General features: G+C 61.1%; 22 protein-coding genes. 16 read left to right on the top strand and 6 right to left on the bottom strand.

What is annotated here, in order from left to right; translation table 11 throughout:
• The first annotated feature begins 96 nt into the window (after nucleotides 1-96).
• Nucleotides 97-3,513, top strand: a complete 3,417-nt coding sequence (locus C1J04_RS10800) for an indolepyruvate ferredoxin oxidoreductase family protein (RefSeq protein ID WP_009824775.1) — start codon at nucleotides 97-99, stop codon at nucleotides 3,511-3,513.
• Nucleotides 3,514-3,612: 99 nt separating this feature from the next.
• On the opposite strand, the gene C1J04_RS10795 is transcribed toward C1J04_RS10800, so the two are convergent.
• Nucleotides 3,613-4,320 (bottom strand): endonuclease/exonuclease/phosphatase family protein, encoded by a 708-nt coding sequence (locus C1J04_RS10795; protein ID WP_009824774.1) that lies wholly within the window; start codon nucleotides 4,318-4,320, stop codon nucleotides 3,613-3,615.
• Nucleotides 4,317-5,681 carry a phospholipase D-like domain-containing protein gene (locus tag C1J04_RS10790; RefSeq protein WP_009824773.1) on the bottom strand — a complete coding sequence of 455 codons (1,365 nt, stop codon included), beginning with the start codon at nucleotides 5,679-5,681 and terminating at the stop codon, nucleotides 4,317-4,319. The genes C1J04_RS10795 and C1J04_RS10790 overlap by 4 nt, the downstream gene beginning before the upstream one ends.
• Nucleotides 5,682-6,052: 371 nt before the next feature.
• Here C1J04_RS10790 and C1J04_RS10785 point away from each other — a divergent pair, with 371 nt between their 5' ends.
• Entirely contained in the window at nucleotides 6,053-6,661 is a 609-nt protein-coding gene (locus C1J04_RS10785) for an outer membrane protein (RefSeq protein WP_037953726.1), read from the top strand.
• A 151-nt stretch (nucleotides 6,662-6,812) separates the two neighbouring features.
• Here C1J04_RS10785 and C1J04_RS10780 read toward each other — a convergent pair whose 3' ends face one another.
• Nucleotides 6,813-7,991: a pyridoxal phosphate-dependent aminotransferase gene (locus tag C1J04_RS10780; protein ID WP_009824771.1), complete on the bottom strand. Its 1,179-nt coding sequence runs from the start codon at nucleotides 7,989-7,991 to the stop codon at nucleotides 6,813-6,815.
• Nucleotides 7,992-8,216: 225 nt separating this feature from the next.
• On the opposite strand from C1J04_RS10780, the gene cysS reads away from it, so the two are divergent.
• The 3 genes from cysS (at nucleotide 8,217) to C1J04_RS10765 (ending at nucleotide 12,194) form a co-directional block, all read left to right on the top strand.
• Nucleotides 8,217-9,677, top strand: coding sequence for a cysteine--tRNA ligase (gene cysS / locus C1J04_RS10775; protein WP_009824770.1), 1,461 nt, complete (start codon nucleotides 8,217-8,219; stop codon nucleotides 9,675-9,677).
• 127 nt (nucleotides 9,678-9,804) lie between these two features.
• Nucleotides 9,805-11,421: a citramalate synthase gene (gene cimA, locus C1J04_RS10770; protein ID WP_009824768.1), complete on the top strand. Its 1,617-nt coding sequence runs from the start codon at nucleotides 9,805-9,807 to the stop codon at nucleotides 11,419-11,421.
• A 5-nt stretch (nucleotides 11,422-11,426) separates the two neighbouring features.
• The gene (locus tag C1J04_RS10765; protein WP_009824767.1) at nucleotides 11,427-12,194 is read left to right on the top strand and encodes a squalene/phytoene synthase family protein; all 768 of its coding nucleotides are present in this window, start codon (nucleotides 11,427-11,429) and stop codon (nucleotides 12,192-12,194) included.
• Nucleotides 12,195-12,196: 2 nt separating this feature from the next.
• Here the strand turns inward: C1J04_RS10765 and C1J04_RS10760 are convergent, their stop codons facing one another.
• A complete protein-coding gene (locus tag C1J04_RS10760; RefSeq protein ID WP_009824766.1) occupies nucleotides 12,197-13,420 on the bottom strand; it encodes an MFS transporter in 1,224 nt (407 codons plus the stop codon).
• A gap of 75 nt (nucleotides 13,421-13,495) precedes the next feature.
• Here C1J04_RS10760 and C1J04_RS10755 point away from each other — a divergent pair, with 75 nt between their 5' ends.
• From C1J04_RS10755 to C1J04_RS10740, 4 genes are all read left to right on the top strand, one after another.
• On the top strand, nucleotides 13,496-14,254 hold the full coding sequence (locus C1J04_RS10755; RefSeq protein ID WP_037954443.1) for a precorrin-6A/cobalt-precorrin-6A reductase: 759 nt from the start codon (nucleotides 13,496-13,498) through the stop codon (nucleotides 14,252-14,254).
• Complete coding sequence (locus C1J04_RS10750) at nucleotides 14,251-14,883, top strand: DNA-3-methyladenine glycosylase family protein (RefSeq protein ID WP_009824764.1); 633 nt, start codon at nucleotides 14,251-14,253, stop codon at nucleotides 14,881-14,883. Before C1J04_RS10755 ends, C1J04_RS10750 begins: the two co-directional genes overlap by 4 nt.
• Complete coding sequence (locus C1J04_RS10745; protein WP_005853810.1) at nucleotides 14,880-15,545, top strand: alpha/beta hydrolase; 666 nt, start codon at nucleotides 14,880-14,882, stop codon at nucleotides 15,543-15,545. The genes C1J04_RS10750 and C1J04_RS10745 overlap by 4 nt, the downstream gene beginning before the upstream one ends.
• A 213-nt stretch (nucleotides 15,546-15,758) precedes the next feature.
• Nucleotides 15,759-16,343, top strand: coding sequence for an HNH endonuclease (locus tag C1J04_RS10740; protein WP_005853809.1), 585 nt, complete (start codon nucleotides 15,759-15,761; stop codon nucleotides 16,341-16,343).
• Between the two features lie 26 nt (nucleotides 16,344-16,369).
• On the opposite strand, the gene xth is transcribed toward C1J04_RS10740, so the two are convergent.
• A complete protein-coding gene (gene xth, locus C1J04_RS10735; RefSeq protein WP_037953724.1) occupies nucleotides 16,370-17,152 on the bottom strand; it encodes an exodeoxyribonuclease III in 783 nt (260 codons plus the stop codon).
• A gap of 349 nt (nucleotides 17,153-17,501) precedes the next feature.
• On the opposite strand from xth, the gene C1J04_RS10730 reads away from it, so the two are divergent.
• Nucleotides 17,502-17,732 carry a DUF6749 family protein gene (locus tag C1J04_RS10730; protein WP_037953722.1) on the top strand — a complete coding sequence of 77 codons (231 nt, stop codon included), beginning with the start codon at nucleotides 17,502-17,504 and terminating at the stop codon, nucleotides 17,730-17,732.
• A 56-nt stretch (nucleotides 17,733-17,788) separates the two neighbouring features.
• Nucleotides 17,789-18,880: a DUF6902 family protein gene (locus tag C1J04_RS10725; protein WP_009824762.1), complete on the top strand. Its 1,092-nt coding sequence runs from the start codon at nucleotides 17,789-17,791 to the stop codon at nucleotides 18,878-18,880.
• A gap of 70 nt (nucleotides 18,881-18,950) precedes the next feature.
• Here C1J04_RS10725 and C1J04_RS10720 read toward each other — a convergent pair whose 3' ends face one another.
• Nucleotides 18,951-19,274, bottom strand: coding sequence for a HesB/IscA family protein (locus C1J04_RS10720; protein ID WP_009824761.1), 324 nt, complete (start codon nucleotides 19,272-19,274; stop codon nucleotides 18,951-18,953).
• An 84-nt stretch (nucleotides 19,275-19,358) separates the two neighbouring features.
• Here C1J04_RS10720 and C1J04_RS10715 point away from each other — a divergent pair, with 84 nt between their 5' ends.
• The 5 genes from C1J04_RS10715 to C1J04_RS10695 all read left to right on the top strand — a co-directional run bounded on the left by C1J04_RS10715 (nucleotide 19,359) and on the right by C1J04_RS10695 (nucleotide 25,169).
• A complete protein-coding gene (locus tag C1J04_RS10715; protein WP_005853804.1) occupies nucleotides 19,359-20,501 on the top strand; it encodes a deoxyguanosinetriphosphate triphosphohydrolase in 1,143 nt (380 codons plus the stop codon).
• A gap of 63 nt (nucleotides 20,502-20,564) precedes the next feature.
• Nucleotides 20,565-22,307: an arginine--tRNA ligase gene (gene argS, locus C1J04_RS10710; RefSeq protein WP_009824760.1), complete on the top strand. Its 1,743-nt coding sequence runs from the start codon at nucleotides 20,565-20,567 to the stop codon at nucleotides 22,305-22,307.
• 162 nt (nucleotides 22,308-22,469) lie between these two features.
• On the top strand, nucleotides 22,470-23,387 hold the full coding sequence (locus C1J04_RS10705) for an SPOR domain-containing protein (RefSeq protein WP_254693835.1): 918 nt from the start codon (nucleotides 22,470-22,472) through the stop codon (nucleotides 23,385-23,387).
• Complete coding sequence (gene nagZ, locus C1J04_RS10700) at nucleotides 23,387-24,391, top strand: beta-N-acetylhexosaminidase (RefSeq protein WP_114865357.1); 1,005 nt, start codon at nucleotides 23,387-23,389, stop codon at nucleotides 24,389-24,391. Before C1J04_RS10705 ends, nagZ begins: the two co-directional genes overlap by 1 nt.
• A complete protein-coding gene (locus tag C1J04_RS10695) occupies nucleotides 24,384-25,169 on the top strand; it encodes a segregation and condensation protein A (protein ID WP_005853799.1) in 786 nt (261 codons plus the stop codon). Before nagZ ends, C1J04_RS10695 begins: the two co-directional genes overlap by 8 nt.

The raw sequence follows: 25,169 nt of genomic DNA, 5'->3' as shown, positions 1-25,169 counted from the left end.
AATAAAACATTCGTTTATTCCGCGTGTACGCGCAAGAGGGGGCAGATATTTCACGGAAACGTGGTTTGATGGTCAAGACAGCCAAGGATTGCCATCATGACCAAAGAAACCCACGATTTTTACCCCTATGCCTTATCCGACCGCTACACGCGCACAGAAGGAACGGTGTTTCTGACCGGCACCCAAGCGCTGGTGCGGATCATGTTGGATCAGGCGCGGCGCGATAAGCAGCAGGGGCTGAACACCGCTGGGTTTATCTCGGGGTATCGCGGGTCGCCTTTGGGCGCGGTCGATCTTGAGCTGTGGCGCGCACGGGATGTGACCAAGGATAACAACATCACCTTTATGCCCGCGGTGAACGAAGACCTGGGGGCCACGGCGGTTCTGGGGGCGCAGCAGGCTGTGCTTGATCCCCATTGCGAGGTCGAGGGCGTATTCTCCATGTGGTACGGCAAGGGGCCGGGGGTGGACCGGTCGGGGGACGCGCTACGCCACGGCAACGCCTATGGCTCTTCGCCCAAGGGGGGCGTGCTGGTTGTGGCGGGGGATGACCACGGCTGTGTGTCGTCGTCCATGCCGCATCAATCGGATGTCGCCTTTATGACCTGGATGATGCCGACGCTGAACCCCGCGAATGTGGGAGAGTTTCTTGAATTCGGGGCCTATGGGCTCGCGCTAAGCCGTTTTTCCGGCACATGGGTCGGGTTTAAAGCGATTTCCGAGACGGTGGAAAGCGGTCAATCGGTGGCGTTGCAGCCTGACCGCGCGTTTACGCTGCCCCAGATCACGCCACCGCCCGGCGGGCTGCATGTGCGCCGCTCGGACATGCCAAGCCCCGAGATCGAGACCCGGTTGCAGCATAAGCTCAGCGCCGTCGAGGCCTTTGTCGAGGCCAACCCGATCGACAGGCGTATCTATAACCTGGACAATGCCACCTTTGGCATCGTCACCACCGGCAAGGGCCATCTGGATCTGATGGAGGCGCTGCGTCTGCTGGGTCTGGACGAAGCCGCCTGCCGCCGTCTTGGCATCGATATCTACAAAGTCGGCATGGTTTGGCCCTTGGCACGGCGTGATGCGCTGGCCTTTGTTGCCGACACGGAAGAAGTGCTGGTGATCGAGGAAAAGCGCGGCATCATCGAGAGCCAGCTGAAGGAATATTTCTATGACTGGCCGGGGCACAAAGCCGGTCGCATGGTCGGCAAACACCGCGCGGCCGGCGACCCGTTGCTGCCCTGGACCGGCGAGTTAAGCCCGCTGGCGCTGGTGCCCGTGGTGGCCGAGCGGTTGGACGCGTTCTTCCCTGATGAAAACCTGCCGCAAAAGGCCCGCGCGCTGACGGAAAAGCCTCCTGTCCTGCTGAATGTACCGGGGGCAAAACGCACGCCATATTTTTGTTCGGGCTGCCCGCATAACACCTCGACCAAGCTGCCCGAGGGGTCGCAGGCCGCATCAGGCATCGGTTGCCACGTCATGGCGGGGTGGATGGACCGCGAAACCGGTGGTTATGCGCAGATGGGCGGCGAGGGTGTGCCGCATGTGGTGGCCTCAAAGTTCAACGGCGGCAAACACCTGTTCCAGAACTTGGGCGAGGGCACATGGTACCATTCAGGGTCGCTTGCCATTCGACAGGCTGTCGCGGCAGGGACAAATATCACCTATAAGATCCTCTACAACGACGCGGTGGCCATGACCGGGGGGCAACCGGTGGACGGGCCGATCAGCGTAACCGGAATCGCGCAGGCCTGTCGTGCAGAAGGGGTCCAGCGCATCGCCTTGGTGTCGGATGTGATCGACAAATTCGATCGCGGCGATTTCCCCCAAGGCACCAGCTTTCACCCACGTGAAGAGATGGACAGCGTGCAGCGCGAACTGCGCGAGGTCAAAGGCGTGTCGGTGCTGATCTACGAACAGACCTGCGCAACCGAGAAACGCCGCCGCCGCAAGCGCGGGCAGATGGAGGACCCCAAACGCTTTGCCTTCATCAACCCCGCTGTATGCGAGGGCTGCGGCGATTGCTCGCTTGAAAGCAACTGTCTGAGCATCGAGCCGCTAGAGACGGATCTAGGCCGCAAGCGCAAGATCAACCTGTCGAGCTGCAACAAGGATTTCTCGTGTCTGAACGGGTTCTGCCCCAGCTTCGTCACCCTTGAAGGCGCGGTGCGGCGTAAGAAAACCGGGGCAGAGGTCGATGTGGACGCGCTGCTGGCGGGTATCTCGCGTCCCGAACTGCCCAGCCTTGATGCGCCCTTTGATCTGTTGGTCACAGGCGTGGGCGGCACCGGCGTGATCACGGTCGGCGCGCTGATCACCATGGCCGCGCATCTGGAGGGCAAGGGGGCCAGCGTGCTGGATTTCACCGGCTTCGCGCAGAAGTTCGGCACGGTGCTTAGCTTTATCCGGATCGGCGCGCGCCCTGATGCGATCCATCAGGTGCGCATTGATCACGGGGCGGCGGATGCGGTGATTGGCTGTGACATCGTCGTTTCCTCTGCCGCGCAGGCGTCGGTCTACTATGGGCCCGCGACCAAGGTGGTGTTGAACCTCGCAGAAATGCCCACGGGCGATCTGGTATTGCACCGTGACGCGCAGCTGCACACCGACCAGCGCGAGAGCGTGATCCGCGATACCGTGGGGGGTGAAAACCTTGCCGGTTTCGATGCCAATGCGATGGCAGAACGGTTTCTGGGCGATACGGTTTTCGCCAATATGATCATGCTGGGTTTCGCGTGGCAGAAAGGGCTGGTGCCCGTGTCCCACGGCGCGCTGCGGCAGGCGGTCGTGCTGAACGGCGTGGCTATCGACAAGAATCATCGCGCCTTTGATCTGGGCCGCGTGATGGCCGAAACGCCTGACGCGCTGGCCCTGCCGTCGCGTGAACAGCCAGACTTGGACAGCGCCGCGTTGATCGCGGATCGCGCCGACCGGTTGCGGGCCTATCAAAACGACAGCTACGCGCAGCGCTACCGCGACAGGCTTGCGCAGTTCCGCGCCGCCGTGCCCGCCGCCCATGCCGAAGCGCTGACAGAGGTCGCGGCCAAGGCCCTGTTCAAACTGATGGCGTTCAAGGATGAATACGAGGTCGCGCGGCTGCACCGCGATCCTGCCTTTGCCGAAATGTTGGCGCAGGAGTTCGAGCCGGGGTTCAAGATCAACTACCATATGGCTCCGCCGATCGTGTCTTTGCGCAAGGACGCGCGGGGGCGGCCCGTCAAGCGCGCGTTTGGTGCATGGTTCACGCCGGTATTGACCGCACTGTCGAGGCTGCGTCCGCTACGGGGCACGGCGCTGGATGTGTTTTCCTACACTCAGGAACGTCGCGAAGAAGTGGCGCTGATCCGCTGGTACGAAGCCTTGCTGGCAGAGCTGCCCGCCAAGACCGACGAGTCAACGGACGAGACGGTACAAGAGCTGCTAGCACTGCCGATGGATATTCGGGGCTATGGTCCGGTGAAACGCGCCGCTATCGAACAGGCGCGCGCAGAGGAGGCGCGGCTGCGGAAATTGCTCTGATGGCACTTCATAAATTGGTTTAAGTGTGGCGTTTGTTCTATAAATATCAGTGTGTTATGATTGCAATCTCACCTGATAAGTTGGCTGAATTCGTGCGCTCTACTGACCTTTGGTGCGCGCGAAATCCAGCCAGATGGGCAGGTGGTCCGATGCGCGGCGCGCATCGTCAGTCTCGCAGACGCCACCGTCAATCACATGCAGCGCGTCATCCACCGCGATGCGATCCAGTGCGGCCAAAGGCAAGCGCGCATGATAGCTTTTACCCGGTGCATAGATGTCAAACTGATGCGCCAGACGCCCAAGCCCGACGTTCAGCGACCATTCATTCATATCGCCCGCGATCAACGTCGGCCGTTTCGACTGCGCATCAAGATGGGCAATGAGCGCGGAAAGCTGAGCGCGCCGCGACCGGCGCATCAGCCCCAGATGGGTGGCAATGATGCGTAGCGGGATATCGCGCAGGTCGAAATCCACCACCATCGCACCGCGCGGCTCCATCCCCGGCAGGTTCAGGTGTTTGACCTCGATCAGCTCTGCCTCGGGGCGCAGCAAGACGGCGTTGCCATGCCATCCGATGCTGACCTCACTGGGGACAGGCACGGCGATCAAACCGGTCTGCGCCGTCACCTGATCCAGGGGCAGCGCCGAGGGGCGGGGGCCAAGGCGCATGTCGGCCTCTTGCAGCACGACGATATCCGCCGTGAGTGTCTGGATCACGCGCAGGATGCGAGCGGGATCCCGTTTGCGGTCAGTGCCCATGGCCTTGCGCATGTTATAGCTGGCGATGCGAAAGGGGGCTTGGGTCACAAGATCGGTGCTCCTATGCGAAAGACGCCCTCGGCCAGACGGCGGGGCAAATGCGGGCTTGGCATATTCTCGTGGCAGTCTGCCTCGCGGGCCGTGAACCAGTCCGACAGGGTTGACACGCTGCGTGCATCATAAACGAACAACATCGCCTCAAAGTTCAAAAGCATACTGCGCACGTCGAAATTCGCCGTGCCCACAAGCCCCACATCGTCAATCAGCGCGGCTTTCGCGTGGATCATCGCAGGTTCAAAGTATTTGACCTTGGCCCCTGCGGTATGCGCATCGCGCAGATAGCCGCCACGGGCGAAGTCCGCGATATGCTGGTTCGACTTCTGCGGCACCAGAATACGCACATCCACCCCGCGCAGCGCCGCGATGCGCAACGCATTGGCCAGCGGCTCGGTCGGGACGAAATAGGGGGTGGCGATCCAGATACGGGTTTTCGCCAGATGCAGCGCGCGAATGATCCCGTCGTGCAGCGGGTCTTCGACAATATCAGGGCCCGAGGGGATCAACTGCACCGTCGCATTGCCCGCGGTGGTGGGGGCAGGCGTTGTGATATGATCCACGTCTTCACCACAGGCAACTTCCCAGTCCGAGCGGAAGACATCGCAGAAAGTCTGTACCGATTGCCCTTCAAGGGTGAAGGCCAGATCAACCCAGTGATCGCTGTGCGGGTGGTCTGACATATAGTGTTCGCCAATGTTCATCCCGCCCGAAAAGACACGGGCATGATCGGCGATGATCATCTTGCGATGGTTGCGCAGGTTTAGATGGCCACTGCTGGGCAGTTGCAGGATCGGCGAAAAGAACAGCACCTCGCCGCCGGCCTTGCGCAGCGCCTTGACCGCCTTGGAGGGGCCGCGCAAGGTGCCAAGCCGGTCCATCAGCAGGCGCACCTTGACGCCGTTGCGGGCTTTTTCGGTCAGGGCGTCGACCACGTGATTACCGGTGTCATCGTCCGAGACGATATAGAATAGCACATCAATCGTCTGTGTCGCGCTCTCGATCACCTCCATCGCGGCGGCATAGGCGGTTTGCGGTGTATCATGCAGGTTCAGTCGCTGTGCTTCCAGCGCGGGGGGCAGGTTGAAGCTCTGGAACATCTCGTCCAGCGCATGCACCGGCGTTTGCGGGTCTTCTTTCTGGGTAAATATAATAGGCTCGTAACGTTTACCCTGTTTGCGAAAGCCAAGCGCCAGGAACAAGGGCGCGGCGACATAGGGCATCACCACCAGAAACAGGATCCAGGCGGCAGTTGATTGTGGGCTGCGGCGCTGCTGAAGCAGGATGAAGGCCACGCCGAGGGTCAAAAGGATGACGCCAACGACCTCTATATGGGTAATGAAGAAATTGATCATACTCGTTTCGCCTCGATTATGCCGGACGTGCTATCATCCGCGCCGCATCGCTACCTAGCACATAGGGGGGTAAACGCCACTTTTTGCAGCATTTTTGCGGGATTCCTGCTGCAGCCTACGCCCAGATTGTTCCATCTTCTTGAAAATTTAATTTCGGGTGATTTTGGCGCATCTCCGCGGAACTGCGTTTTAGCCTTGGTGGAAAGGGTTAATAGCGGCGACGGGCCGCCGAGACGCCGTGCATTTGAGCAACAATTTACCGATCACCAACCCGTGATTGGGAAATCCCGAAACCAGATCTTAGCTGCCGTGTTGTGTCGATGAAGCGGGAAGCGCCCGCTCCGGTACAAACTGATCGAGGAGTTACGATTATGAAACGCACTATGAAACTTGCATCCGCAGCCGTTCTGGCATCCACAGCATTCGCTGGCGCAACATACGCCGGTAGCCTGGCAGAGCCAGTGGTTGAGCCCGTAATGACCGCACCCGTTCCTGCACCCGATCTGGGTGGCGACTGGACAGGCTTCTACACCGGTCTGCAACTGGGCTATTCCGACGCTGAGGTCGACAACGGTCTGGAAGGTGACAACGGGTCCTACGGTTTCCACGCTGGTTACAACTACGACTTCGGTCGCTTTGTATTGGGCGGTGAGCTGGACTACGACAAAACAGACATCGATCTGAACGACGCTGCAGGCGTAACACAGGGTTCCATCGACTCCGTTGCTCGTGCGAAAATCAAAGGTGGTTACGACTTGGGTAGCACTCTGATCTACGCGACCGGCGGTTACGCTCGTGCCGATACTACCATGGGTGACGAAGACGGTGCCTTCTATGGTGTCGGTATGGACTACAAAATCACCGAGCAATACAGCGTTGGTGCAGAACTGCTTGAGCACAAGTTTAACGACGTAAGCGGTGTTTCCGGTAACGACGCAGACGTAACCACATTCAACATCCGTGGTTCCTACCGCTTCTAAGCTGACACGCTGACAACTGGCGGTGTATCTGCCGAGGGCGTCGCATAACGGTGCTCTCGGCAGGAAATAATAATGTGCCAGTCAAAAAGGCCGGAGGATTATCCTCCGGCCTTTTTCGTATGTTGGTAGCTGCGGTCGCGCGACGCTTTCGTCAGGCGGCGAGGCTTTCCGCGAAGTCGCATACTGTCGTCAGCGCTTGGGCAAAGCGCGTGTCCTCGATGGTCATCGCGACGCGGATATGCCCGGCCGCTGCCGTCCCGAAGCTTTCGCCGGGCATCACCGCGATATGATGTTTTTCCAGCAGCGCATAGGCGAAATCCTCGCCACTCATGCCGGTGCTGCGCACATCCAGCATCAGATACATCGCGCCTTGGGCGGGCACGAGGCTGACGGCGTTTTGTCGCGCAAGAATATCCTGCGCCAGCAGACGGCGGCGCTGGAAGGGCGCGGCGATCTCTGTCTCAAAATCGGTGCCTTGGTTCAGCGCGAACAACGCCGCGTCCTGGATATAACCGGGCACGCCATAGGTCGTGTGGGTCGCCAGATTGGTCAGATGCTCGATCGCATCCACGGGCCCGACGATCCAGCCGCAGCGCGACCCAGTCATCGCGTGGCTTTTCGACATCGACCCCACGACCAGAGTATGCTCCGCCATCCCGTCCAGCGCGCGCGGCGAGAGATGCGCACCCTCCCAGACCTGCGTGTCGTAAACCTCGTCCGAGATCAGCCACATGTCGTGATCGCGGCAGACCTGCGCGATGCCTTCAAGCGTTTTGCGGGAATAGACAACGCCGGTGGGGTTGTTGGGCGAGTTCACCAGCAGCGACGCGGCGTTGGTCTGTTTCGCAGCGGCGGCAATCACGTCCGCACGGGGCTGGAACGCATCTTCCGCACGGGCGGCGATCGCATGGGGCAGGGCGCTGACACCGCGGATCGTACCGGGGTAGGTGGCGTAATAGGGATCGATATAAAGCGCTGTATCGCCGGGGTTGCAGGTCGCCATATGCGCGGCAAACAGCGCGCTTTGACCACCCGGCGTGATCAGCACATTGTCGCGCGTCGTCGGCACACCGGTACGTTCCTGCAACCGCGCGGCCACGGCATCGCGCAGACCCGTGGTGCCGGGGATGGCCGCATACCCTGTGTGACCGGCCAAAGCGGCGCGGTGCATATCTTGCAGGATCGGTGCAGCGGTACGGATGTCATGTTCGCCAATCGTCAGCTCTGTCACCTGCGTACCCTGTTCAATCATCTGGCGGGCGCGCAGGAAAACGCCCCAGCCGTCTGATCCGCCGCCAAGCAGCCCTGTGATGCGCGATGATAGTTGCATGCCGTCTCTCCCTCGTAACTTGAAGACGCAGGGGCGCAGAGCATGGTTGATTTGTCAATCAGGCTTGACCGCCAGTGGCGGGACGGGCTACGCAGACGGCATGAAGATGATGCCACTCATTATTTGCTGTATTACCTGCTAAGACCTTCCGGCGGGCTTGCTCACATCGTTTTCTTCCCGAGATTTCTGTGCCATGCCCGCGCAATCCTTGCGTAAGGACGCGCCATGACCACGATCAAGCTGCACAACACGAAAACCCGCAAACGCGAGGATTTCACCCCGATTGATGATAAGAACGTGCGGATGTATGTCTGTGGGCCGACGGTGTACGATCGCGCCCATCTGGGCAATGCGCGCCCCGTGATCGTGTTTGACGTGCTCAACCGGTTGCTGCGCCATGTCTATGGCGACGCCCATGTGACCTATGTGCGTAACTTCACGGATGTGGATGACAAGATCAACGCGCGCGCAGCGGAAAGCGGGCGGTCTATCGGAGAGATCACCGCCGAGACAACCCAGTGGTTTCTGGACGATATGGCCGAAGTCGGCGCGCTTGAGCCCGACCACATGCCACGCGCCACCGCCTATATTCCGCAGATGGTCGCGATGATCGAAGATCTGATCGCCAAGGGACACGCCTACGCCGCCGAGGGGCATGTGCTGTTCTCTGTCGAAAGCTACAAAGCCTATGGCGCGCTGTCGGGCCGGTCAATCGACGACATGATCGCCGGCGCGCGGGTCGAGGTTGCGCCCTACAAGCGTAACCCGATGGACTTCGTACTGTGGAAGCCGTCGGACGACGCGACGCCGGGGTGGGATAGTCCTTGGGGCCGAGGCCGCCCCGGCTGGCACATCGAATGCTCCGCCATGGCGGACGAGCTGTTGTGGAAAGAGCCTCTGCGTCAGGATCGTCTGTCGGATGAGGCGAAGAGCGCACCTCATGTCTTTGACATCCACGGCGGCGGTCTGGACCTGCAATTCCCGCACCACGAGGACGAGATTGCCCAAAGCTGCTGCGCCAATGGCACCGACGAGATGGCGCGCTACTGGCTGCATAACGAGATGCTTCAGGTCGAGGGCAAGAAGATGTCCAAGTCGCTTGGTAACTTCTTCACCGTGCGTGACCTGCTGGACCAAGGCGTGCCGGGAGAGGTGATCCGTTTCGTCATGCTCAGCACGCATTACCGCAAGCCGATGGACTGGACGGTTGAGAAACAAGTGGAAGCAGAAGCGACCCTGTTTGGCTACATTAGTACGCTCGAAAGTTACGAAGAGTTTCCAGTCAGTCTTGAGAAAGCTCGTGAACTCGATCCAAGCCCCGAAATAATTTCAGCTCTGGCGCGTGACTTGGATACCTACGGCGCGCTCGGCGTGCTGAAGACCCTCAGGGATAGAAATAAAGCGAGCCAACTGGCGCGAGATCTAGTGTTTCTTGGTTTTTACTCATGGAGCGGACTTGAGACCAAGGTTGCCGAACGTTCGGATATTAAAAGGGATTTGAGCAAGCTTGCTTCGAAACTGGAGGAAGTCCGGACCGTTGCAAAAGAGACGAAGGATTTTACAGAGCTCGATCATCTGAAGACGCAATTGGATTTGGCTGGTTTTTCGGTTCGAATGTCCGCGAATGAGGTAACAATCGAACCGCAAGTAGATTTTGACCGCTCGAAACTTAAGGCCATCAAATGACCCATATCACAACGCAGACCAGCCCCCGGCCGAGGGTTGGGGCGAAGCCCCCGCCCGTGGGGGCGGACGGGGGCTGGTCGTGCGAAGTGCACGACCTCAAGAGTGAGCAACTGAAAGGGCGCAGCCTATGACCCGCGAACGCCTTTATCTCTATGACACGACTTTGCGTGACGGGCAGCAGACCCAAGGGGTGCAATTCTCGACCGCCGAAAAGATCACGATTGCGACCGCGCTCGATACGCTGGGGGTGGATTACATCGAGGGCGGCTGGCCCGGCGCGAACCCGACGGATAGTGCCTTTTTCGACGCGGCACCTACCACGCGGGCGAAGATGACGGCCTTTGGCATGACCAAGCGCAACGGCATGTCGGCGCAGAACGATGATGTGCTGGCGGCGGTGATGAATGCGGGCACGCGGACGGTCTGCTTGGTGGGTAAGACTCATGATTTTCACGTCTTGGCAGCGCTCGGCATTACGCTGGACGAGAACACGGACAATATCGCGAAATCCATCGCGCATCTGGTGGCGCAGGGCCGCGAGGCGCTGTTCGATGCAGAGCATTTCTTTGACGGCTACCGCGCCAATCCCGATTATGCGCTGACCGCGATCAAGGCGGCCTATGAGGCGGGCGCGCGGTGGATCGTGCTTTGTGATACCAATGGCGGCACCATGCCCGCCGAGGTCGGGCGCATCACAGCCGAGGTTATCGCCGCAGGCATCCCCGGCGATCATCTGGGCATCCATACCCATAACGACACCGAAAATGCGGTCGCCTGTTCGCTGGCCGCCATTGACGCGGGCGCGCGGCAGATACAGGGCACGTTGAACGGCTTGGGCGAACGCTGCGGCAATGCCAACCTGACCACGCTGATCCCGATTTTGCTGCTGAAAGAGCCCTATGCCAGCCGGTTCGACACGGGAATCCCGCTAGACGGTCTGGCGAACCTCACCCAGATCAGCCGTGCGCTGGACGAGATCTTGAACCGCGTGCCGACCAAACAGGCGGCCTTTGTCGGGTCGTCGGCCTTTGCGCATAAGGCGGGGCTGCATGCCAGCGCGATCCTGAAAGACCCGTCCACCTATGAACATATCGACCCCGCGCTGGTTGGTAACACGCGCATCATCCCCATGTCGAACCAGGCGGGCCAGTCGAACCTGCGCCGGCGCCTTGAAAGTGCGGGCTTGACCATCGCCAAGGGGGATCCGGCCTTGGGGCGGATCCTTGACGAGGTGAAGGCGCGCGAGGCCGAAGGCTATAGCTATGACACCGCTCAGGCCAGCTTTGAGCTGCTGGCGCGGAAGGCTCTGGGGCAGATGCCGGATCTCTTCGAGGTAAAACGCTACCGTGTGACCGTCGAGCGGCGCAAAAACAAATACGACCAGATGGTCAGCCTGTCAGAAGCGGTTGTCGTCGTGAAGGTGGATGGCGAGAAACGTCTGTCGGTGAGCGAGAGCATGGATGCCGAAGGCTGCGACCGCGGGCCGGTGAACGCGCTCAGCAAGGCGCTGGTCAAGGATCTGGGGCAGTACTCGGCACTGCTCGAAGATATGCATCTGGTGGATTTCAAAGTGCGGATCACGCAAGGTGGCACAGAGGCGGTGACGCGGGTGATCATCGACAGCGAAGACGGGCAGGGGCGGCGCTGGTCTACTGTGGGTGTGTCGGCCAACATCGTCGATGCGTCTTTCGAAGCACTGTTGGACGCGATCCGCTGGAAGCTGATCCGCGACCGCAAGGGATAGGACCCATGGAATTTGATGCCGATCTAAGCGCCTGCGCGGCCATTATCGAGCGTGCCGATCCGCTGCGCTTTCGCGCCAGCATGGCGGCCCCCGTGTCCGCACGCCGTGTGTTGTTCCCGCTATATGCCTTCAACATTGAGGTAGCGCGTGCCCCGTGGGTGACGCAGGAAACCATGATCGCCGAGATGCGTTTGCAGTGGTGGCGCGATGTCTGTGACGAGATCGCGAACAGTGGGGTTGTGCGGCGGCACGAGGTTGCGACACCCCTTGCACTGGCCATCTCGCCCGAAGACGCGGTGTTGCTGGACGCGCTGGCTGCAGCGCGTCGGTGGGATATCTACCGCGACGCCTTTGAAGATGCCGCCCATTTCGACGCCTATATCGACCAGACCGCGGGCCATCTGATGTGGGTGGCCGCGCGGTCTTTGGGACCGGCGGAGGAGACCACGGTGCGTGATGCGGCCTATGGGGCGGGGGTAGCGGCTTGGCTGCACGCGATCCCTCAGCTGGTAGAGCAGGGGCGTGTGCCGTTGTTGGATGGCACCGACGCTGGCGTTGTGGCGCTGGCCCAAAAGGCGCGGGCGCGGTTGCGACAGGCGCGGGCCAACCGTGGCAAGATCTCGAAAGCGGCGCGACCGGCGATGTATAGCGCCGGCGCGGCAGACAAGGTGCTGAGCGCGGCAATCGCCGCCCCCGGGCGTGTCGGCGCCGGAGAGCTGCCGCCGATGAATGATTTCGCCCTGTCGTGGCGGGCTTTGTCGGGACGTTGGTAGCGCTAGACCCGCGCGCTACGTTGCCGCAGCATCAGCCAGATCAGCGACCCGCCTGCCAGCACCAGAAACGGGATCATCGCGATATTGACGGCGGCCCAGCCTTCGACGGGATTGCCGCCGGAGCAGTTCATCAGCCCGCCACTTGACAGCGACGCAAAGGTCACCCCGCCAAAAACCAACAGATCGTTCAGCCCTTGCATGCGGCCACGCTCGTGCGGTTCATGGGCACCGGCCAGCATGGATGTCGCGCCGATAAAGCCGAAGTTCCAGCCGATCCCCAGCAGGATCAGCGCGATGTAGAAGTTGTTCAGCTCCACCCCCTGCAGCGCGACCACACCGGCCCCCGCAAGGATCGCGATGCCAAGGCCGAGGATCTTTTCGACCCCGAATTTCGCGATCAGGTGGCCGGTGAAAAACGATGGCGCATACATCGCCAGAACATGGCCTGTGACCACATGGGACGCATCCACGATGTCATAGCCGCAGCCCACAACCGCCAGCGGGGTCGAGGTCATGACAAGGTTCATCAGCGCATAGGATACCATGCCGCAGATCACAGCGACGGCGATGCGCGGGGTTTTCAAAAGCTCCATCCGGGTGCGGCCCTTGGGGGCATCCACGGCAGGCACGGGCGGCTTGGGGATGTTGAGGAAGGCGAAAAGCACCATGCCCACAGCGTTCAGCGCAATCGCGGCAAGGTAGACCGGGAAAAACCGCATCATCGTCGCATCGCCGTTTGCTCCGGTCAGAAACCCTACCAGCTGCGGCCCGATGATGGCCGAGATCAGCCCGCCCGCCATGACATAGGAAATCGCCTTGGGCCGGAACGCGTCAGATGCGGTGTCCGTCGCTGCAAAGCGGAAAAACCCTTGCGAGCACATGTAGATGCCGATCAGATAGCTGCCCAGCAGGAAGGTCATGAAACTCTGGATCGTCAGGGCATAGGCGCAAAGTGCGGCCCCCGTCATCCCGCCAAATGCGCCGGCCACGAAGCCCGCGCGACGGCCAAAGCGTTGCATCACCGTCGACAGCCACGGGGCCGTGGTCATCGACCCGAAGACGATCATAGAGATCGGTAGCGTCGCGAGGCAGACGTTAGGCGACAGTTGTTGCCCCGCCAATCCGCCGACCACAAAATACATCGGCATCTGGCTGCCAAGAAAGGCCTGCGCGGTCACCAGCACGGCGACGTTGCGCTTGGCGCGGGTGTCATCAATCACTGTCATGGTGAATGCGTAGACCGGGCTTTGGGGGGCTGCAAGGGCCTTGCGTCCGGCGGCGGGGTCAACGATGGTCGCGCCATGAACCAGGGCCCCCATATTCTGCTGATAGCTGGCAGCGCCGAAGCGCATGAGATCGCCGCTGCGATGGCGGAGTCCGACGTCTCTGCACGCGCCGTGTTAAGGCGGGCGGAGCGCAGCTTTGGCCCGCTGGCCGTGCCGTCCGAGATCTGGTCACCGCGCACCGTGGATGAGATGGCAGCTTACCTGCGCGCCCATGAGTTTACCGCTGTGCTGGACGCAGGGCACGGGTTTGACGCGGATATTTCGCAGATCGCTTTTGACGCCGCCGCGCGGTTGGGGCTGCCTTATCTGCGTGTCCTGCGGCCCATGTGGGACATCGCGGCACCGGTTGAACGGGCCGCGTCGGTCGCGGCGGCGGCACGGATGATCCGACCCCAAGCACGGGTCTTTGCCGCGACGGGGCGCGGAACGGTGGAGGATTACGCGCCCTTCGCAGGCGCGCGGCTTTATCTGCGGCAGACCAACGCGCAGGCCCGAACCAAGCTGCCCGCCTTTGCCGAAGCCGTCTATGGCCAGCCGCCCTTCACTCGGGCGGCGGAGGAAGCGTTGTTTCGTGCCTTGCAGATCGATACGCTGGTTCTGCGCAATGTCGGTGGCGTGCCAAGCCGCCCCAAACTGGACGCAGCGCGCGCTTTGGGGCTGCGGGTGATTACCATTGACCGTCCGGCGGCCCCCGTCGGCGCGCAGGTTCTCGCCGCGCCGGATGCGGCGATCCACTGGGTCGAGACGCTGACAACGCGGGGCACAACCGGATGAGCATCGGACGGATTATCACTGGCGACGCGGATGTCGCCGAAGGGGCTGATTGGCTCGCTGCGCATGTGCCGCAGTTTGCTACCGCCTTGTCCGCGACTGGCCCTTTGCCACTGCGGTTGCGTGCGGACGGGTTTGACGCGCTGATCGGGGCGATCATCAGCCAGCAAGTCTCTGTCGCGTCGGCAAATGCCATGCGTGCCAAGATGGATGCGGCGGGACTGACCCATGAGACGGCGATACTCACCGCGGGCGAGGATGGCCTGCGCGCGGCGGGGCTGAGCCGCCAGAAAATCCGCTATGCGTTGGCGTTGGCCGAGGCGGGGATCGACTATATCGCCTTGCGGGAGGCACCGGATGCGGTGGTGATCGAGACGCTGACCGCGGTGCCCGGTGTCGGGCTGTGGACGGCGCAGATCTATGCGATGTTTTCGCTGGGGCGCGCCGATATCCTGCCGCAGGGCGATCTGGCCTTGCAAGAGGCCGCGAAAATCCTGTTTGATCTGCCCCAGCGACCAAAGCCGAAGCAGCTTGCGGACATGGCGCAGGACTGGTCGCCCTGGCGATCGGTTGCAGCCCGCATCCTGTTTTCGTACTACCGCGTGGCAAAACAACGGGAAGGGATTTCATGACACGAGTACTAAACGCAGAGCGCCGCGAACCGGTCTCGGGGGAAACGCGGTCTGCCGTCGTGTTCCTGCATGGCTATGGCGCGAATGGTGCCGATCTGCTGGGGCTTGCCGACCCGTTGGGGGAACATCTGCCCGACACCCTGTTCGTGGCCCCCGATGCGCCCGAAGCCTGTGCCGGTGCGCCCATGGGGTTCCAGTGGTTCCCGATCCCCTGGATCGATAATTCCTCTGAGGAAGAAGCCGAACGCGGGATGATGCAGGCGGTCGATGACCTGAACGCCTTTCTCGATGCGCTGATGGTGGACGAAGATCTGCTGCCCGAACAGGTCGTGCTGTTTGGCTTTTCCCAAGGTACGATGATGGCGCTGCATGTCGCGCCGCGCCGCGAAGATGCCGTGGCCGGTGTTGTCGCGTTTTCGGGCCGCTTGCTGTCTCCCGAGAGCCTGAAAGACGAAGCGGTCGTGCGCCCTCCAGTCTTGCTGGTGCACGGCGACGCCGATGATGTTGTCCCGCCGCAATCCCTGCCGCAGGCCGCCGAAACCTTGCAAGAGGCCGGATGGACGGACGTTTTCGCCCATATCATGAAGGGCACAGGCCACGGAATCGCCCCCGACGGGCTGAGCGTGGCGCTGGCCTTTATGCGCGACAAACTGGGGCTTTGATCCCATCCCCTGCGGGCGCATGCGCGACCCGCAGGAAGGCCCCGGCCGGATTGGCTGTTTCCGTCACATGCCTGTTACGTAATCAGCTTACGCATTCTGCGACATCTTGTATCCGTTTGCGACTTGTCAGACGCAAACCACGAGATATAGTCGAAAGCATCAGCGGGGCTGTCCCGCTGGACCGGACGCGGAACGGCAAGGGGCTATCGAACAATGGACGGCGACTTTAGAACTGAATTCACCCGAAGCCCGGCAGGGCTGAAAAACAAACCGGCCCTTGTGCTGAACGCGGATTACAGGCCCTTGTCCTACTATCCGTTGTCGCTGTGGCCCTGGCAGGAAGCGGTGAAGGCCAAATGGCTGGATCGGGTGGATATCGTCGCTGAATATGACGACTATGTTCACAGCCCGTCGATGCAAATTCGCATCCCGTCGGTGGTCGTTCTCAAAGATTATGTCAAACCTCAAAAGCGCGTGGCCTTCACGCGCTTTAATTTATTTCTGAGGGACGAATTCTGCTGCCAGTACTGCGGTGCACGGGGGGATCTGACCTTTGACCACGTGGTGCCCCGTGCGGCGGGCGGTATCACAAGCTGGCAGAACGTTGTTGCGGCGTGTAGCCCGTGCAATCTGAAAAAAGGGTCCAAGGCGCTGCACCAGACCGGATTCCAGCTGCGCAAACCACCGCGTCAGCCGCAAGCCGAGGATCTGCGCAATATGGGCCGGAAATTCCCGCCCAACTACCTGCATGATAGCTGGATGGATTTTCTTTATTGGGACGCCGAGCTTCAGGCGTGATCTAGGGCCGCGGGTGTGCGTCCGCGTTAGAGGTCAAGCTCCACCCAGACGGGCACGTGATCGGAGGGTTTCTCGCGTCCGCGTACATCCTTGTCGATCTGGCAGTCGCGCAGGCTGTCGGCGATGGCAGGGCTCAGCAGGAAATGGTCGATACGGATGCCGTTGTTGCGGTTCCACGCGCCTGCCTGATAATCCCAAAAGCTGTAATGCCCCGGCCCTTGGGTCCGTGCGCGGAACGCCTCCGTCAGGCCAAGGGCCAGCAGACGTCGCCAGGCGGCGCGGGATTCAGGGCGAAACAACGCATCTTCCCGCCAGGCATCCGGCGTTGCCGCGTCTTCGGCCTGGGGAATGATGTTGAAGTCGCCCGTCAGCAGAAACGGTGTTTCCTCGGCCAAGAGTGCGCGCGCACGGTCTTCAAGACGCTGCATCCACGCCAGTTTGTAATCGTACTTCGGGCCCGGCGCGGGGTTGCCGTTGGGCAGATACAACCCACAAAGCCGAACCGATGAATGATCACCCACGACCGTTGCCTCGATATAGCGCGCCTGTTCGTCGCTGTCGTCCCCGGGCAGGCCACGGGTCACATCCTCAAGCGGGAGCTTTGACAGGATCGCGACGCCGTTAAAGGATTTCTGCCCGTGGGTCTCGACGTTATAGCCGCGATCCTCGAACAGCTCGCGCGGGAAGCCTTCGTCGACGGATTTGATCTCTTGCAGAATGGCGACATCGGGCTGCGCGTCGTCGAGCCATTGAGGCAGGGCGTCGATCCGGGCTTTGATGCCGTTGATGTTAAACGTGGCGATTTTCATGGCGGCCCCCTGCATTGGTCCCCGCAGCTATCGCGCATACCGCAATATGGGGCAAGGGGGCTGCACCGGTTTGGGCAGGTTTCGCCCGCGATTCGAAAGTGGGCCGGCGGTACCTGCGCCGCCGCGGGGCGCTTTGCCAGCGTTCCGTTAAGATTGTCGCTATTGTGGAGAACACGGCATCGCCGCGTGGTTTCAACCGGATCAAAGACGCAGCGCATGTGGATGATTTACATCGTTAAAATGCAATCTTTTTGTCGCCTAGGTCAAATCCCTGAGGTGGTGATTGATGAAGGGAGTGCAGCTTGAGGTTTAGTTGCCGATTTCAAAATCACGTCAAAAAGGAAAACTCATGACCGCTATTGCTTACGTCGAAACTGCTTTCCCGAATGTTCACGCCGGGGCGGCATCGCTCCATCAGGGGGCGGGGACAGGGCTTTATACCACCGGCTGTATCCGTGCAGGGCAAGACCCCCATTGCGGCCACGGCACCGGGCTGTTCACCACAGGATCCCAGTCGGGACCGCAGGCAGGCGGCATGGCGACTGGGGAGTTTACCGGTTTGTTTACCACCGGCTGCTAATCCAGACACACCCTGCGCTGGAACCGGCGCAGGGGTTTCTTGCCAAAGGGGGGCCTATGTCGAATGTTATACCGCTTTCATCCGTACGTGCGCGCAATAGCGGTCGCAAACACGCCGATACCGCCGCGATCAGCCGTATGTTTGCGGTACAGCGACGCCGTGCGGGGGATGTGTTCTGGTTGAAGGAAAACGCGGAATGGCTAGGGATTCTGGCAAGCGCGCACATGCCTGTCCGGCCAGACGCTCTGGTGCCCTATGCGTCCTTCTATGACCGTATCGAAGAGACGATCCGCTTCTTCCCGCAGTACTACCGATTTTTCCTGTCCCTCGCGCTGGACCTTGAAGACCTTGGTATGCCCGGTGAGGTGGGCGAGCGGTTGGTGCAGTGGGTCGCGCGTATGAAGTTGGTTGACGGGGAGCTGTCCGACCTGCAACGCGCCGAAGCGCAGCGCCTGCTGGCGCGTCGGATGTCCGTGCCGCGCGATGACGCGCTGCAGTCACGCTTGCGCCGGTTTTTCACGCGATCCGAAACCTTTGCGCTGCCCAACAAGAAAGCGTCTTACGAGCTGGCGCATATTGTTTTCTACCTGTCGGAGTATGGTCAAAGCGACCCCGAACTGCCGGCGACAGCGGTGGAGAGCCTGACTTTTGCCGGTATTCTCGCCTATCTGGATCAGGATATGGATTTGCTGGCAGAGCTATGCGCCGCGCTGCGGTTTTCAGGTGCTGCAGCACCCACACTGTGGGAGGATGCGGTTCAGTCCGCTGCGCGTGCCTGCCGGATCGTACCGCAGCAAGGTGGCGGGGCGTTGGACGGGTATCACGCCTATCTGGTGACCGGCTGGGCCGCGCATATGTCCGGAGGGGCGGCATTTTGCCAACCGGTGCCACCAGGGGCAGTGGCCATCCGGTATACCCCGCCTAACGGAGCGCTGCAGGCGCTATCGGCGGCGCTTTTTGAAATGGGAGAGACGCGGCAAGCGCAATGGGCGCTTATGCGTGGACGGGTCATGAGGGCGCTAGCCCCAGAGGCGCAAGAGATACTGACCGGGGCAGAGGCGTCTTGCCCGCAATTTGAGGCGTTTTTCGCGCGGTTTGCACGGGCACCGATCCCGGCAGTGGCTTCTATGGTGCAGCGACGGCACTAGAATGGCCTCATGCGGGCATGAGGCCAGCCTCCGGCGGGAGTTTACTTTGGCAAAATGAAGCGGGTGTCTGTTACATCGAGAAAGACGTGCCGCAGCCACAGGCGCTGGTGGCATTGGGGTTTTCGATCACGAACCGTGCGCCGATCAGCTCTTCCGAGAAGTCGATGACGGCATTGGCAAGAAAGGGCAGGGAGATGCTGTCGACCACAACTTTCTGGCCGGCCCCTTCAAGGATCAGGTCATCGTCTTTGGGATCATCCAGCGCGATGTCGTACTGAAAGCCGGAGCAGCCGCCGCCCTCTACTGCGACGCGCAGGGCTTTGCCCTCTGCGGCGGCACCGATTTCGGCAAGGCGGTCAAAGGCGCGCGGGGTAACTTGGGGGGGCAGGTTCATTTTCGGGCTCCGGTGTGATCGGTTTCCATCTGTGTTGTCTTACAATATAGAAACCCACAGGACAGGCCACAAGGACCACCGACTATGCGCGCTTCTTTTGCCTCTGATCCGGCATTGACCCGGGGACGGTTGATACCGGAAGAGGAAAGCACCTTTCGTTCCTGCTTTCAGCGGGACCGTGACCGGATCATCCACGCCAGCGCCTTCCGGCGGCTCAAGCACAAGACGCAGGTCTTTATCGAACATGAGGGCGATTACTATCGCACGCGGCTGACCCATTCGATCGAGGTGGCGCAGGTGGCACGCACGATCGCCGGTGCCTTGGGTCTGAATGCCGAGCTGACAGAGGCGGTCGCCCTGGCCCATGATCTGGGGCATCCGCCCTTTGGTCACACGGGCGAGGACGCGCTGGAAGCCTTGATGGCCCCCTATGGCGGGTTTGACCACAACGCCCAAGCCATCCGCATCGTCACCCATCTGGAGCGGCACTACGCGGATTTCGACGGGCTGAACCTGACTTGGGACACGCTGGAGGGGTTGGCCAAACATAACGGGCCGGTGACGGGAGAGCTGCCGTGGGCGCTTGCGGCCTATGAGCGTCAGCATGATCTTGAGCTGGAGACATTCGCCAGTGCCGAGGCGCAGGTGGCGGCGATTGCCGATGATGTGGCCTATAACCACCACGACCTGCATGACGGTCTGCGGGCCGAGCTATTCTCGACGGACGAGCTGGCCGAACTGCCGATCCTGAAGCAGAATTTCGCCGAAGTGGACAGGCTGTATCCCGGGCTGAACTACTATCGCCGCCGTCACGAGGCACTGCGGCGTTTCTTTGGGGTGCTGGTGGAGGACGTGATCAGCGTCGCGCGGCACCGTCTGGCCGAGATGAAGCCCGAAACCGCCACCGATATTCGCATGGCCGGGCGCACGTTGATCCAGTTCTCCGATCCGGTTTTCCAGGATCTCAAGGTCATCCGCGCCTTTCTGTTCGACCGCATGTATCGCGCGCCATCCGTGGTGATCATGCGCAAGCAGGTGACGCAGGTGGTCGAGGATCTGTTCCCCTATTTCTGCGCGCATACGGACCAATTGCCCAAGCAATGGCGCAAGGATGTAGAGGACGCGGACGGCGATACGGCGCTTGCGCGGATCGTCAGCGACTATATCTCGGGGATGACAGATCGCTTTGCCTTGCAGGAACATGAGCGGTTGATCGTTAAAGGCTGAACCGCCCTTGATTATGGGCGCATATTCAGGTGATACACGGGGCCAAGTCGAAGGAACCCCGTTATGAACCTATTTGCCGATATCCGCAGCCTCGTGCTGTCCACCCTTGATACGCTGGTTGCCGACGGGTTTCTGCCCGAGGGGCTGAGCTTTGACGCCATCACCGTAGAGCCGCCGCGCGATGCGGCGCATGGGGATATGGCGACCAATGCCGCGATGGTGCTGGCGAAACCGGCCCGTATGAAACCGCGCGATATCGCCGAGAAACTGGCGGAAAAGCTGGGTGAGGATCCACGGATCACTGCGGCGGATGTGGCGGGCCCGGGGTTCTTGAACCTGCGGCTGAGTGCTGCGGTCTGGCAGGGCGTTGTCGGTGCCGTTCTGGGGCAGGGCACAGACTTTGGCCGGGGCGATCTGGGGCAGGGCAAGCGGGTCAACGTCGAATATGTCTCGGCCAACCCGACGGGGCCGCTGCATGTGGGGCACACCCGCGGTGCGGTCTTTGGCGATGCGCTGGCGTCCTTGCTGGATTTCGCGGGCTTCGATGTCACGCGTGAATATTACATTAACGACGGCGGCGCGCAGGTCGATGTTCTGGCGCGCTCTGTCTATCTGCGCTATCTGGAGGCGCACGGCCAAGAGGTCGCCTTTCCCGAAGGCACATACCCCGGCGACTATCTGATCGATGTGGGGGCCGCGCTGAAAGACAAGGTGGGCGACGCCTATATCGACGCCGATGAATCCGTCTGGCTTGAAGATGTGCGCAACTTTGCCACCGACGAGATGATGAAACTGATCCGCGATGATCTCGCCTCTCTCGGGGTGGAGATGGATGTATTTTATTCCGAAAAGTCGCTTTATGGCACGGGCCGGATCGAATCCGCGATTGATGACTTGAAAGCCAAGGGGCTGATCTATGAGGGCGTGCTTGAGCCGCCAAAAGGCAAGAAGCCCGAGGACTGGGAGCCGCGCGAGCAGACCCTGTTCAAATCCACCGCCCATGGCGATGACGTTGACCGTCCGGTGATGAAGTCCGACGGCGGCTGGACCTATTTCGCGCCCGATATCGCGTATCACTACGACAAGGTGCAGCGTGGCTTTGACATGCTGATCGACGTCTTTGGCGCGGATCACGGCGGCTATGTCAAACGGATGAAAGCCGCTGTTTCGGCGCTGTCCGAGGGGGCGGTGCCGCTCGATATCAAGCTGACGCAGCTGGTCAAGCTGTTCAAGAACGGCAAGGAATTCAAGATGTCCAAACGGGCAGGGACATTCGTCACCCTGCGCGATGTGGTTGATCAGGTGGGCCCTGATGTGACGCGTTTTGTCATGCTGACCCGCAAGAATGACGCGATGCTGGACTTTGACTTTGCCAAGGTGCTGGAACAGTCGCGCGAGAATCCGGTGTTCTACGTGCAATATGCCCATGCGCGTGTGCATTCTGTCCTGCGCAAGGCGGCAGAGGCGGGTGTCGACACGGATATGGAAACCTTGCAGCGTGCCGACCTGAGCCAGCTTGACCACGAAGCAGAGCTGAAACTGGCGCAAAAGCTGGCCGAATGGCCCCGGATGGTAGAGACCGCGGCGCGCAGCAACGAACCGCACCGGATCGCCTTTTATCTCTACGAGCTGGCGGGCGATTTCCACGGGCTGTGGAACCGCGGCAACGACGTGCCTGAACTGCGTTTCCTGCAGGATGATGCGGCCCTGTCCCAGTCAAAAATCGCGCTGGCCCAAGCCGCAGCGATTGTAATTGCGTCAGGTCTTGGTATTCTTGGGGTCAAGCCAGCGGAAGAGATGCGATAACGCACCATTGCTGGTCAGGCAGGTTCAAAAAACAGACCCGCGCGGGTGATATCTGACGCGGGCAGTGAGGCAGAAATGGCAGATTACACGTCCTCCTCCCAGGGTGGGGGGTACTCCTTTGAACATGACGCAGGGTTGGCACCGCAAGTTGCGGCTAAGCCCTTGACCAAGTTTGCAAATTTCGCAGGCGCGGCGCTTTCCATCACCTTGATCGTCGGCATCGGGGTCTGGGGCTACAAGCTGCTGGTGCGCGATGTTACCGGCATTCCGGTGGTGCGTGCGGCCCAGGGCGATATGCGCGTGCGGCCCGAAAATCCGGGCGGCCAACTGGCGGACAATCAGGGTCTGTCGGTCAATGCTGTGGCCTCTGAAGGGACGGCGAACCAATTCGCGGAACAGCTGATTTTGGCCCCGAAGCCACTGGATCTGGAAGAAGAAGACCAGCCCATTCCCGTCGCGATGGTTGCACCTGCGCAACAGGCACCAACGCAATCTTCGCCTGCGGCTGACGTGGCAGAGGCTTTGAAAAACGGCGATGTGGACGATCTTGTCGCCTCTCTCACCAATGGGGTGGAACCACTGGAAGACGAAGAAGACGGCACCGCCCTGCCAGAGCCGATGAACGCAAGTGCCACGATGGATGTCGATCCGCTTGAGATGGCGGTGTCGAACGCGGTGGCCGTTGCCATGGGCGAAGAGCCGGGCGTGCGCGCCTCCTTGCGTCCTCAAACGCGCCCCGGCGGCCGTGCCGTGGCGACCAAAGCGTCGTTTGAACCCGCACCGGTCGCCGCCGCCGAAGTGAAAGAGCTTTCGCCCGACAGCCTGCCCACCGGGACGCGTCTGGTGCAGCTTGGCGCATTTGATTCACCGCAGATCGCACGGGCGCAATGGGTCCGTCTGAACGCGCGTTTCGGGGCCTATATGGAAGGCAAGGACCGCATCATCCAAGAGGCCAGCAGCGGCGGGCGTACCTTCTACCGTTTGCGCGCGCATGGGTTCTCGGACATCGCGGATGCGCGACGCTTCTGTTCGGCGCTGGTTGCTGAAAACACCGACTGCATTCCCGTCGTTACACGCTGATGCGATACGGGGCGACGATACTGGACGCGTCGGGGCTTCGGCTGACGGCGCAGGAAAAGGCGTTGTTTCGCGCCGTAAAGCCCTTTGGGTTCATTCTCTTTGCGCGCAATATCGACACGCCGGATCAGGTCCGCGCGCTGTGTGACGAGCTGCGCGAGGCGGCGGGGCACGAGGCTGTTATCACCGTGGATCAAGAAGGCGGGCGGGTGCAGCGTTTGCGCGCTCCACATTGGCGCGACTGGACGGCACCGCTGGACTTCGTGCAGGCAGCCGGCCCCAACGCGGCAGAGGCAATGTATCTACGCTTTCGACTGATCGCGGACGAGCTGCACCGCGTGGGTATAGACAGCAATTGCGCGCCGATGGTCGATGTCGCCGGGGCGCAAACCCACGCATTCCTGCGCAACCGCTGTTACGGCACGACGCCCGATGCCGTGGCGACTTTGGGCCGTGCGGCGGCTGACGGCATGCTGGCGGGGGGCGTCTTGCCTGTGGTCAAACATATGCCCGGACATGGGCGCGCCACGATGGATAGTCATTTTGACTTGCCGCAGGTTGATGCGCCGCGTGCCGCGTTGGACACCCATGATTTCGCCCCGTTCAAGGCGTTGAACGACCTGCCGATGGGGATGACGGCGCATCTGGTCTATGACGCGATTGATCCGCGCCCTGCCACGCTGTCGCCGGTGATGATGCAGCTGATCCGCGAGGATATCGGCTTTGATAACCTGATCATGACGGATGACATTTCGATGAAAGCACTGGCGGGCGAGGTGGATGCCATCGCCGCCGGTGCCTTGGCCGCAGGCTGTGACGTGGTGTTGTACTGCAACGCCACACTTGAGGATCGCACCCGCGTTGCCGATGCTGCCGGAGAGATGTCCGAGGCCGCGCAAACACGGGCCGTGCGTGCGCTTGCCACGCGCCGGACGGCTGATGATGTTGACATTCCTGCCCTGACTGCAAAGCTCGACAGGCTTTTGGGCGGGACGGTATATGGCTGAAACGCAGTTGGAAGACGGGCAAACGAAAGTTGCTGAACGGCTCGCGGCCGAGGCTCTGATCGTGGATGTCGACGGGTTCGAGGGCCCGTTAGACCTGTTGCTGACCCTTAGCCGCACCCAGAAGGTCGACCTGCGCAAAATCTCGGTGCTGCAGCTGGCACGCCAATATCTGATGTTCGTAGACAAGGCCAAGGCGCTGCGGCTTGAGCTTGCGGCGGATTATCTGGTCATGGCTGCGTGGCTCGCGTTTTTGAAATCCCGCCTGCTGCTGCCGCCTGATCCGCAGGACGATGGCCCCTCGGGCGAGGAACTGGCCGCGCATCTGGCGTTCCAGCTGGAACGTCTGCAAGCGATGCGCGACGTGGCGGCCCAGCTGATGGCCCGTGACCAATTGGGGCGCGACTTCTTTGCCCGCGGCCAGACCCAGGAAATGCGCCAGACCCGCCGCGTGACCTATACCGCGACCTTGCTGGACCTGATGCAGGGCTACGCGCGTATCCGCACCCGCGACGATTTCCGCCCCTTCGTGATGGACCGTGACAAGGTCTTTACGATGGAGCAGGCGCTGGAACGCATGCGCGGCTTGATTGGCTTTTCTGGTGACTGGTCTGACCTGACCAGTTACATGCCCGACGGATGGGGCGAAGAACCGGCAATGCGCCGCTCGGCCACGGCATCGACGTTTGCGGCATCGCTTGAATTGGTAAAGGAAGGGCATCTGGAAATTCGCCAAGAGGGCGTGTTTGCCCCGATCCAGTTGCGCAAGAAGGATATCTGA

The sequence above is a fragment of the Sulfitobacter sp. SK025 genome, assembly GCF_003352105.1.
Classification (GTDB): domain Bacteria; phylum Pseudomonadota; class Alphaproteobacteria; order Rhodobacterales; family Rhodobacteraceae; genus Sulfitobacter; species Sulfitobacter pontiacus.
This window is presented reverse-complemented; position numbering and strand designations above follow the sequence as displayed.